10 protein-coding genes and 1 riboswitch are annotated in these 10,982 nt (G+C 65.5%); of the genes, 7 read left to right on the top strand and 3 right to left on the bottom strand.

Features of this window, described 5'->3' with window-relative positions; translation table 11 throughout:
* Nucleotides 1-29: 29 nt before the first annotated feature.
* Entirely contained in the window at nt 30-1,109 is a 1,080-nt protein-coding gene (locus FXY94_RS06670; protein WP_016664263.1) for an ADP-ribosylglycohydrolase family protein, read from the bottom strand.
* A gap of 191 nt (nt 1,110-1,300) precedes the next feature.
* Here FXY94_RS06670 and FXY94_RS06665 point away from each other — a divergent pair, with 191 nt between their 5' ends.
* Complete coding sequence (locus FXY94_RS06665) at nt 1,301-2,122, top strand: hypothetical protein (RefSeq protein WP_016664262.1); 822 nt, start codon at nt 1,301-1,303, stop codon at nt 2,120-2,122.
* A gap of 71 nt (nt 2,123-2,193) precedes the next feature.
* On the opposite strand, the gene FXY94_RS06660 is transcribed toward FXY94_RS06665, so the two are convergent.
* On the bottom strand, nt 2,194-3,210 hold the full coding sequence (locus FXY94_RS06660) for a YeiH family protein (protein WP_040386513.1): 1,017 nt from the start codon (nt 3,208-3,210) through the stop codon (nt 2,194-2,196).
* A gap of 140 nt (nt 3,211-3,350) precedes the next feature.
* On the opposite strand from FXY94_RS06660, the gene FXY94_RS06655 reads away from it, so the two are divergent.
* From FXY94_RS06655 to FXY94_RS06630, 6 genes are all read left to right on the top strand, one after another.
* Entirely contained in the window at nt 3,351-5,345 is a 1,995-nt protein-coding gene (locus FXY94_RS06655; RefSeq protein WP_016664260.1) for a M13 family metallopeptidase, read from the top strand.
* Nucleotides 5,346-5,348: 3 nt separating this feature from the next.
* A complete protein-coding gene (locus tag FXY94_RS06650) occupies nt 5,349-5,933 on the top strand; it encodes a hypothetical protein (RefSeq protein WP_016664259.1) in 585 nt (194 codons plus the stop codon).
* A gap of 46 nt (nt 5,934-5,979) precedes the next feature.
* A riboswitch (TPP riboswitch) is annotated at nt 5,980-6,085 on the top strand.
* A gap of 53 nt (nt 6,086-6,138) precedes the next feature.
* On the top strand, nt 6,139-6,783 hold the full coding sequence (locus FXY94_RS06645; RefSeq protein ID WP_016664258.1) for an ECF transporter S component: 645 nt from the start codon (nt 6,139-6,141) through the stop codon (nt 6,781-6,783).
* Nucleotides 6,780-7,388 carry an ECF transporter S component gene (locus tag FXY94_RS06640; protein WP_016664257.1) on the top strand — a complete coding sequence of 203 codons (609 nt, stop codon included), beginning with the start codon at nt 6,780-6,782 and terminating at the stop codon, nt 7,386-7,388. The genes FXY94_RS06645 and FXY94_RS06640 overlap by 4 nt, the downstream gene beginning before the upstream one ends.
* A complete protein-coding gene (locus tag FXY94_RS06635; RefSeq protein WP_016664256.1) occupies nt 7,385-9,550 on the top strand; it encodes an ATP-binding cassette domain-containing protein in 2,166 nt (721 codons plus the stop codon). The genes FXY94_RS06640 and FXY94_RS06635 overlap by 4 nt, the downstream gene beginning before the upstream one ends.
* Entirely contained in the window at nt 9,547-9,948 is a 402-nt protein-coding gene (locus FXY94_RS06630) for an ankyrin repeat domain-containing protein (RefSeq protein WP_016664255.1), read from the top strand. The genes FXY94_RS06635 and FXY94_RS06630 overlap by 4 nt, the downstream gene beginning before the upstream one ends.
* On the opposite strand, the gene FXY94_RS06625 is transcribed toward FXY94_RS06630, so the two are convergent.
* Entirely contained in the window at nt 9,936-10,946 is a 1,011-nt protein-coding gene (locus tag FXY94_RS06625) for an N-acetylglucosamine kinase (protein WP_016664254.1), read from the bottom strand. The genes FXY94_RS06630 and FXY94_RS06625 overlap by 13 nt on opposite strands.
* Nucleotides 10,947-10,982: the final 36 nt, after the last annotated feature.

Below are 10,982 nucleotides of genomic sequence, written 5' to 3'. Positions count from 1 at the left end.
ACCTATCTACCCCCGAGGGAGGGAGCAACTCACGAGGCGCCGAATCGCTCAAGCACCGCCAGGGCGAGCTGCGCCAAATCTTTCTCGGTAAACCCCGGCCAGCCGTTGAGCGCACGCCGCCACACGGGATCGATGGCCTTGTAACCCACCACGGCGCCCGCGAGCGCACCCGCGATCGCCGCAACCGTGTCGGTGTCGTTTCCACTGCGCACCGCCGCTTCGACGACGCGCGTGAAGTAGGCGCGGCGCTCGAACTTGTCCTCGGGAACATCCCCCGCGTGGCACAGGGCCGAAACCGCTCCTTGGAAGGCGTGAATGACCCACCCGTTTCGGGCGAAATATGAGGGCGGGGCACTGTGTGCCTCGGCGATGAGGCCCCTCCAATAGTCACGGCGTTCAGGCGTGAGCCGGCCAATGCCAGCATCGATCGTGAGTTCGCCGGTGAGAATCGCGTGACGAATAGCGAAGCTCCACAGGACTGCCGCCTCGATCGTCTCGAGGTCGACGTGCGTAAGCGTGTTGACGAAAACAACGGCGCGCTCGAATTCGTCCTCGCTCGCGAGGAGATATGGCAGAACAACCGAATAGGCGCGCATGAGCCCGCCGTTGCCGGCGGTGTGATGCTGCGCTTTGTGTATCGCCCGGGCCGCCTCGTGCATGTCGCGGCCAGAGGGCACGCTATTGCCGTGTGATTGCGCGGTCTCGAGGGCGGCGAGCAGCACGTTCGAGGTGAGGATCCCGATGTCGGGGGTTTCTCGCGACCACTGGTACCAGCCGGCGGCGATCGCGTCGAGGGAGCTTTCGCTCGTGAGCGAATCACCGTGGATCTCGTGGGCGGCTGCCCGCATGATGACGATTGCCATCGCCGTGTCGTCGGTCCACTCCCCCGGCTTCCAGCCGAGTTGCCCGCCACCGGTCATGGCCACGTCGTCGGAATCCGCAATGGGAGGCTCGAATTCGTAGGGCGCTCCGAGCGCGTCGCCCGTGGCAGCGCCGAGTACCGCACCGAGTGCGCGTTCGCGCTGCTGCTTGCTGAGACTGTGTGGATCGTTCGGCCGTTCAGGTTCCCGGGCCTCCGTAGCCTCGGTTGAAGGGGCGATGTCCGACAATTTCAATCCCCTTTCGTTGCCGTGAAAACTCGTGCGGCGTGTGCACGGGTGGTGTTGGCGCCGCCCTGCGCACACCGGTCACGCCAGTTTAAGCCGTGTTTCTCGCATTTTCCTGTGCCTCATGGGCAAATGCGCATCGGCTCACTACGCTTGGAAGGCAAATCCGGTACCCGGCTGACCAAGGAGATTGTGTGAGTACAGCGCCTGAGCCCGCCCACGACGTGGATCCCGGCACTGATCATTGCTCGTGCGGCAGCGACCACGACCACGGCCCCACGGGCAACGACATCGTTCACGCGCTCGGGCGTGGTTTCGCCATACTTTCGCTGCTCACCCCCCTTCTCGCTCTCGTGCTCGCTGCAGCGAGTCTCGCGGCGACACCGACCTCACCAGGCGTGGTGTTCCTCGGCATAGGCCTTGGCCTCGTTCACCTCGCTCTCATGCTTGTGGCGGGCGTGGTGGGAACTAAGAAGGGCGCGGCGATGACCCGCTCGCCATGGTTCCTCGTGGGCCGTGTGGCGATTGAGGAACTCGTGAGACTGCTCGTCTGTCTGATTGCCCTCGTGACCCTGAGTTGGCAGTGGACTGGTGCGCTCGGCCTGTGGATCGGTGTGGGAGCAATGTTCGTGTGGGCGACCCTCGCGACCGTGCAACTTGCCGCCTCTCGCCGGCGGATCACGCAGCCCTCGGACTGGTCGAAGGAGACTGTCCTCAGCGTTCTCGACGGCGGCATTTCGGTGCGGAGCGCGATGTGCGTACGCTTCCTCGACATCGCAGGGTTGTTCCTGTTCCAGCTTGGTGCCTGCACGCTCGTGACAGCGGCCCCCATCATGACGGTCGCGACGATCGTTCTCTCGATCGCCTCGGGCCTTTCAACGCTTATCGTGCAGAGCCTAAGCCCGCAACGCCGCAAGAACTCCCCGTGGGCGTTCGCCCCGTTCGCTATCGGCATCGTGACGGCCGCGCTCGCGGTCATTTTCGTGCTCGCGCCAGGAATAGCCGCGCTCGCCTAAATTCCCCTGTCTCATCCTCGCCGGCTCGGGTGGAGAAAAGCCGGGCGCGGAAGGGGCTGTTCCGACGCTTGCTACGCGCCCATCGCTCCCGAGAACGCAACCATGGCGAGCGCCAGCAGGGCAATCCAGACGGTGCTCATGGCACCGAGGAGAACGGGCTTCCCGCCGACGCTGATCAACCCCTTGATTTTCACCCCGAGCCCAAGGGCAAACATCGCCGCCGCGAGCAGCCCTGTCTGCAGAAGCTTGACTCCCGCAAGCGCCTGCGAGGGCATGATGTGGAGCGAGCCGAGACCAACCATCACGAGGAAGCCCACGACGAAAAGTGGCACGACCGGTGGGCGCTTTGTGCCCTCGCGCAGCGTGCCGCGTGAGCGTGCTGCGAGGGAGAGCGCGACCGCGACGGGAGCGAGAAGCACCACGCGCGTGAGCTTGACAATCACCGCGACCGAGAGGGCCGAGGCACCGTAGGCTCCTGCGGCGGCGACGACCTGCGCGACCTCGTGAGTGCTCGCCCCTATCCACGTGCCGCCCGCGCTTTCTCCCATGCCCATCGCGTGCGCGGCAAGCGGCGCGAGCGGAATCATAAGGGTGCCGAACAGCACGACGAGCGCGATCGCGGTGGCTACTTCCTCTTCGTCGGCGTCAGCGATATCTTCAACGCCGGCAACGGCGGCCGCACCGCAGATCGAGAAGCCGCACGCAATCAGGATCGACAGTGGGCGGCTGATGCCCAGGGCGCGTGCCATGGCGAGAGTGCCGAGGATCGAGAGGGTGACGACGAGGATGACGCCCACGATCACGCGCCAGCCGAGCGAAAGGATGTCCCCTACCGCGAGCTGCAAACCGAGCAGCACGATCCCGACGCGCAAAAGCTTCTTCGACGTGAATTGGATGCCCGCGTTCCACGACTCCGGAATTGTCCACAGGTTCGTGAGGAGCGCACCGAGCAGAATCGCGATGAGCAACGGGCTCGCTGCCGGCAGGGCACGATTCACGGCGACTGCAAGGATCGCAACAAGCACGCACGGCACGAGTCCGGGCACGAGAGATAGTGAAGAGACGCGGGAAGAAGATGAAGCTGGCACGGCCTCATTCTAGGAATCCAGGCACGCTCGCTCAGATTTTCGGGACCGTAACGTGACACATCCACCCTTCCCAAACCGCGGATCGCTAGGGTGGAGGCAACCGTCGGACATTCCGATTTTCCCTATCCCGGAGGAGACACATGACCTCGCCCGCATCCCAGACCGGCCTCGATCTCACCCAGATTGATGAGTCCGTTCGTCCGCAGGACGACCTCTTCGGCTTCATCAATGGCGCGTGGCTCGCCTCGGCTGAGATCCCAGCCGATAAGCCGAGCTACTCGGAGTTCACGCGTCTTCACGACCTTTCCGAGGAGCGCGTGCGGAGCATCATTGAGGAAGCAGCGGCCTCTGGCGCCCCCGCTGACTCTAGTGAGGGAAAAATCGGTGCGCTGTACGCGCTTTTCATGGACGAAGCACGCCTCAATGAGATCGGCGCTCGCGACCTCGAGCCGCAGCTCGAGCGGATCCTCAGCCTCGCCGACCGTTCAGCGCTCACGAGCTTCACTGGCGAAGCAACGGCCCCCACCGGCATCATCGCTCTGTACGTGTGGACAGACGCCGATGACCCGGAGCGCTACCAGGCACAGATCGCTCAAGCGGGCCTCGGCCTTCCCGATGAATCGTTCTACCGCGATGAGCAGTACCGGGCGATCCGCGAGGCCTACGTTGACTACCTGGCGACGCTTGCCGACCTTGCGAAGCTCCCGGGACGCGCCGGGCTGCCCGAGGGCGATGCGCGTGCCCTCGCCGAGGTGGTCATGGATCTCGAGACCCGCATCGCGAAACAGCACGTCGACGTCGTGCGCCGGCGCGACAGCGAGAAATCGAACAACCCGATGGGCGTCGCCGAGCGCGCCGACGCCTTCCCGAGCTTCGACTGGGACGCCTACTTCGAGGGCGCCGGTGCGAAGGCCGAGTGGGTAGAGACCATCAACATCAACGAGCCGGAATACACGGCGGCCATTTCGAAGCTGTGGGGCAGCGAAAACCTCGAGAACCTCCGCGCGTGGCTCGCCCTCCACGCGATCGACGCCGCGGCGCCCTACCTGAGCGATGAGTTCGTCGATGCCCACTTCAGCTTCCACGGCACCGTGCTTTCCGGGACCACGAAGATCCGCGACCGCTGGAAGCGCGGCGTGAGCCTCGTCGAGGCTGCCCTCGGCGAGGCCGTCGGCGAGACATACGTGGCGCGCTACTTCCCGCCCGAGGCGAAAGAACGCATGGAGCACCTCGTGGAGGCCCTCATCACCGCCTACCGCGAGTCGATCTCCTCGCTTGAGTGGATGACCCCGGCGACCCGCGAAAAGGCCCTCGCGAAGCTCGAGAAGTTCACGCCGAAGATCGGCCACCCCGAAACCTGGCGGGATTACTCGAGCCTCGCCATTGATCCCGATTCACTCCTTGCCACCGTCGGAAACATCGCGACGTTTACCCATGACTACGAGATCGCAAAGCTTGGGCGAAGCGTGGATCGCGGCGAGTGGCACATGACCCCGCAGACGGTCAATGCCTACTACAACCCTGGCGCGAACGAGATCGTGTTCCCCGCGGCGATCCTCCAACCCCCGTATTTTGGGATCGATGCGGATGATGCCGTGAACTTCGGTGGGATCGGCGCGGTGATCGGCCACGAAATCGGCCACGGCTTCGACGATCAGGGCTCCAAGTACGACGGTGACGGCGCACTCAAGAGCTGGTGGACCGAGGCGGACCGCGAAGAGTTTGAGAAGCGCACGCGCTCGCTCATCGCCGACTACGACGCGATGAGCCCGCGCGACCTCTCAGATGAGCATCACGTGAACGGCGCCTTCACGATCGGCGAGAACATCGGCGACCTCGGCGGTCTCACGATCGCGCTCAAGGCCTACCTCAATGAGGTTGGCGAAGCGGCACACGAGGTGGGGTCCGACGGTTACACGGGCATCCAGCGCCTCTTCCTTTCGTGGGGTGCGGTATGGCGCGGCAAGAACCGCGAGGCCGACGCCATTCGTCGCCTCGCAATCGACCCGCACTCGCCCATGGAGTTCCGCGCGAACGGGGTCGTGCGCCATGTTGACGCGTTCCACGACGCCTTCGGCGTGAAGGAGGGTGACGGCCTGTTCCTCGCTCCCGAGCGCCGCGTGAGCATCTGGTAGACGATGGCACACAAGCACGAGTACCTCACTCCGTATAAGGGCAGGGTGAGGCCGGGGCGGGTCGCGTGGACCCGCGTCATCCTCACCCTCGTGATCGGCGCGGCAATCTGCCTGTTCGTGTTGCTGACCTTTGGCGACCCCGGACTCAGCACCGCCGCCCTCCTCGCGATCGGATTCGCGGGGTATGCACTATGGGCGTGGATGCGCACGACCATCGGGTTCGTCGTAGACGAGCGCGGCCTCACGCCGAAGCTCGGTGGTTTCCTCGCGCGGCCCACGTGGCCGCTCGAGGATTTCCGCACGGTGCAGATCCGCGTCGTTGCACCGGAACGGGTCGGCTCCCTCGTGGGCAACATCGGGCTCGGGCGCGCCGAAGTCGCGGTTTCCCGCATGGATGAGGTACGCCCGGTGGCGCCGCTCAAACCTCGCACGCTTGTGGGGCCGCAGGCCGACACTCGGTTTGCGGTCACCCGCGGCGGTGAGCTCGTGGAGATCATCGGCCGAGACGGAGGGGCATACCTGCTCAGCCCCGAGCACCCGCGCGAGGTCGCCGAGGCGATCGCGAAGGCCATCACATTTGCGCGCTGAGCACTCGCGGCCCTGCCCTCACCTGCCTGTACACTTGTGGGCGTCATCCAACAGACAGGGGAGCACCGACCGGTGCTGAGAGTGCGCAAAGGGCGCTGACCCTCGAACCTGATCCGGTTAGCACCGGCGTAGGGAGTCGGGATTTCTCGCATGCCGCGGCCACGCCGCTTCACGGGCATGCCCCTTCCGAGTGGAAGGAGTGGTGATGACTGATCAACGCACAGCGCGAGCGGGCTTTTCCCAGCGCATTAAGTACCGCACGATTGATCTCGTCGTGATCGTCATGGTCGGCGTAGCCTTCGGCGTCGCCTTTGCCGGCTACGCGCATCTGTACAACCTTGTGGCCCCTCTCACCGCGGGTTTCCCCCCGCTCGAGGGCCTCCTCACTGGCTTCTGGTGCCTTCCTGCTCTCGTCGCGATGTTGATCGTTCGCCGCCCAGGCGCTGCCTTCGGCGCGGAAATTATCGCGGCGTGCCTCGAGGCTCTCCTCGGCAGCCATTTCGGTGTCGGCGCGCTTATCTCCGGCCTCATCCAGGGCGCGGGTTTCGAGATCGCGTTCGCGCTCTCGGGGTGGGCGAGTACGAGCGCAGCGGTCGTGATTGGCGGCTCGCTTCTGTCGACCCTCTTCGAATGGCTTTACGAGATCACCGCGTACTACCCCTCGTGGTCTGCGGGCTACAAAGTCATGCTTCTCGTATTCTTCTGGATCAGCGCCCTCACGCTTCTCGCGGCTCTCGGGCGCGCTATCGTCACGGCACTCGCGAAGGCCGGTGCACTCAATCAGTTTCCGGTGGGCAGGGACTTTGCCGTCTCTCAAGCCCCGCGTGGCGGTTCTAGAATCGACGCATGATGACGACAGCTGCTCCTGATAACCATTCTGCTTTTCGCTACCGCACCATTGATCTTCTCGTTGTTGTATCAATGGGCCTGATCGCGGGCGTCGCGTTCTTCGCCTACGCCGCCGGGCTCGGCGCGCTCAAGCCCGTCTTCTCGCTCTTCCCGCCCAGTGAAGGCATCGCCGCGGGTCCGTGGGCTCTGCCGGCGGCGCTCTCGATGCTCATCGTCCGTAAACCCGGCTCGGCACTTGGCACGATGTGGATTGGCGCGATCATCGAGGCACTTCTCGGCTCGCACTTCGGGTGGACGGTGCTGATCTCGGGCGCGATCGTTGCGATCGGCTTCGAGGTCATGGGTGCCGCCACGAAATACGCGAAGCCGTCGTTTAAGTGGGTTCTCGCAGGCGCCTGGATCTCGATGGTTTTGCAGTGGATTTGGGAGCAGTTCGTGTTCTTCCCGAGTTGGGCCATGCCGTTCCGATTCGCCCACCTCGCACTGTTCATCATTTCTGGCGTCATTCTGCTTGCGTTGCCGGCGCCGGCAATCGTGCGCGCGCTTGCGAAGACCGGGGCTCTCGGGAATTTCGCACCCGGGCGTGAGGAGGCCGCACAGCGGTGAGTGAGAGCCCGACGCTTGCCTCCACCCGCCGTGCCGTGGGTGTGGGGATCGATGACTTCACCTATACACCACCGGGGCGTAGGGCCCCGGTTCTCTCTGGCCTTTCCCTCCAGATTGCTGCGGGTGAACGCGTTCTTCTCACGGGTGCGAGCGGCTCGGGAAAATCGACGATTCTCAAGGCCCTGAGCGGCCTCATCCCCGAGGACCCACCGGAAGGGGTCGCCCCCTCGGCACCACTTCCCGAAGCATCTCCCGTGCCGGGCGTCGCCCTCATGGTGCAAAATCCCGTCCACTCGTTCGTGGGCGCGACGACAGGAATCGATACCGCTTTCGGCCCGGAAAATGCGAGCGTTGATCCTGCACGCATGCCCGCAATGGTGCGCGATGCACACGCCGCGGCCGCGTTTTCCTCTCCGCTCGATGCCAACCCCTACCACCTTTCTGGTGGGCAGCAGCAGCGCCTCTCCCTCGCGGGCCTGATCGCCACGGGTGCCGGGGCAATCGCTCTCGACGAGCCGCTTGCAATGCTCGACGCCAAGACGGCACTCGCGGTACGCGACGCCATTTGCGAAGCAACCGAGGGCCTCACCCTCGTCGTTGCGGATCACCAAGTGGAGCTCTGGCGCGCCCACGTCGACCGCGTCATCCGCATAGGTGCGGGCGGTCAGATACTTGAGGACGCTCCCGCGGGGGCATGGCGCGCGGACGGCTCTCGTGGCGAAAGTGCGCTCGGCAGCGAACAAAAATCGCTGCGAGGAGGCAGCGAGAGGGTCGCTCTCATTGACCTCGAGGTTCCCGCGACGCTCGAAGGCCGCACTCTGTTTGCCGGCCCCGTTCACGTCGAGCTTTACAACGGAGAGCTCGCCGCGCTCACGGGTCCAAGTGGCATCGGCAAGTCCACCTTGATCCGCTACCTTCTCGAGGAGACCCGCGAGCGTACGGGTAGGGGTAAGCGCGCAGCGAAGAAAGCGCCGTTTCGAGCCGCATGGCTCCCGCAAAACCCCGAGCAGAGCTTCGTCGCCCGCACCGTCCTCGACGAGGTGAAAGCTGGCGCCGAGGATCCGAACGACGATGAGGCCGCACGGGCGTGGCTCGAGGCGACAGGCCTCGCTCACCTCGAATCCGCCGGCCCCTTCACGCTTTCAGGGGGTGAGCAGCGTCGCCTCGCCTTCGCGACGGCACTCGCCTCGGGCCGCGACATTCTCGTGCTCGACGAGCCGACTGTGGGCCTCGACGACGCGGCGTTTGGTGCGGTGGCTGAGCTCATTGCTCGCGCACTCGTCAGCGGCCGCGCGGTCCTTGCGGCCACGCATGACGAGCGGCTCGTGCGCGCGTGCGACCGAGTCATTGCCCTCGAGGCAGCGCCGGGGCGTGACGATCTCCGAGAGAGTATCGCGTGCAAGCAACCGTCGGACCCGTCCCCCGCTCCCCCGATCCCGCGCGTTCCCCACCCGCCGCGCGCCGTCGCTGCCGATAAGCTCAATCCACTCACGATCCTCGCGATCGCCGCTTTAGCCTTCGCGGGATCGTTCGGAATGCACACGCTCGCGCCGACGCTCACGGGCACCATTCTCACGCTCACGCTCATCCCTCTCGCCTGGCGCACTCCAGCCCGGCTCATGACGCGCCTTGCACCAATCGTGCTCGCGGCGCTCACCATCGCGTGGTCGGCCGGAATTCTTTCCGGCAGGCCACTCGGCGAACTGTCGACATGGCAGAGCGCCGGCGTCGAGGGCCTGAGAATCTTCGCCATGGTCGGCCCCGGCGCGATCCTTCTTGAAGGTCTGGACCCGACCCGCTTCGGTCAGGCTCTCGCCCAAAAGTGTCATGTTCCCGCGCGTTTCGCGGCAGCAATGAGTGCGGGCCTCGCGCGGCTCGGACACGTGTTTTCGCAGTGGGGCGACATCGTCTTTACGCGCCGCATCCGCGGCATCCAGCAGCGCAACTCCTTCGCACTCTACGCCGGTGCAACGTTTGCGCTTCTCGTCTCGACGCTGCGCGGCGCGGAGATCCAAGCGCTCGCGATGGACGCGCGCGGTTTCGCGACGGCGCAACGGCGCACGTGGGTCCATAGTGCGCAGTTCACGTGGCACGATGCGTGGGGCGTGGGACTCGGGATCGTCCTGCTGGCCGCGCCCATCATCGCTACGCTTGTGGCATGAGTGAAAACACCGCGCCCCAGCCCGGCACCGACGCCGACGCCGATGAGGCCGCCGCACTCGCGCGCGCCCTCATGGACGCTGCACGCGAGGGGAACCTCGAGATTCTCCGCCCCGCTATCGAGGCGGGAATTCCCCTCAACATGCAAGATGCAGACGGCAACACCATGCTCATGCTTGCCGCCTACCACGGCCACGCGGCACTCGTGAAGCTGCTTGCAGAGCACGGCGCGGACGTCGACCTTCTCAACGACCGTGGGCAAAGTCCGCTCGCGGGCGCCGTATTCAAAGGCTTCGACTACGTGGTCGAGGTGCTCGTTGAGGCCGGCGCTGACCCGGATGCGGGAGTGCCCAGCGCGCGCGAGAGCGCTCGGTTCTTTTCCCGCACCTACGACTTCTGAAGGCGAGTTTCCGCGCGCGCTAGCGCAAGCGCGCCTTCGAGCGGCGAGGCAGCCTCACGCACGTCGAACCCCTCGCGTTCGAGCGCATAGCGCATGAGATCCCCAATCGGGCCGCGAGCGGTGAGGACACTACCGGCGAGAACGACACTCACGGGTGAATTGCCGCGAAGAGGATCCGCGAGCACAAGGGCCCCCTCGAGGAGGCTGTCCACGGCTTGCGCGACGATCTCGCGCGCGACCTCGTCGCTTTCGCCCTCGCCGAAGTGACCGAGCTCGGTCACGATCGGGGCGAAACGCCCGTACTCGGCCGGGGTCAGGTCGTAGGCTTCACGGATGAGCGCTTGGCGCGGGTCGAGCTGGGCCGCGGTGTCACGTGGGTTGAAGCCCAGCGCCGCGCATACACGGTCGGTGAGGGCTGTCGAGCTCCCGCGCGCGTCGAGGTCCGCCGCCACTGCCTCGAGAGCGCGCTTTCCGAGCCACACGGCTGAGCCGACGTCTCCTAGCAGCCATCCCATGCCATCGCGGCGCACCGACTCCACGCCCCGCACATAGCTCACGCTTGCCGCGCCGGTACCTGCGAGAACGAGAACGCCGGTGGGTCGTGACGCGGATGCCGGGAAGGCACTCGCGAATGCCGTGCAGAGGTCATCGACGACACGAACGTTGGCGGGATCGACCTGGATGTGGTGAGAGGCCGATTGCGAGACAACGGCCTCACGCACGAGCGCCTCGATGCGCTCGTGGCGGGCGGGCCCCGCTCCAGATATGCCGAAGACGGCCTTTTCCAGGGTGCTGCCGGTGTCGAGTGGGGCGAAGGCGCGCGCAAGTGTCTGCTCGAAGTGCTCGAGCGCGTCGGGCCCGGAGGATCTCACGTTAAACCCCGCGCCCTCGACGCGGACCGGCGTGAAACTCTCGCCACTTCGCCCATCGGCTCCCTCGATTGCGAGGCGCGTATGGGTCGCTCCGACGTCGGCCCCCAGAATCACGGAAATCGGCATGTCAGCAGTCCTTTCGGTCTCGCCCAGTATGTCATC

The organism is Dermabacter jinjuensis (assembly GCF_902381725.1).
GTDB classification, from domain to species: Bacteria; Actinomycetota; Actinomycetes; order Actinomycetales; family Dermabacteraceae; genus Dermabacter; species Dermabacter hominis.
Note: the sequence above shows the minus strand (reverse complement) of the source record. Positions and strands in the feature narration are given on the sequence as shown.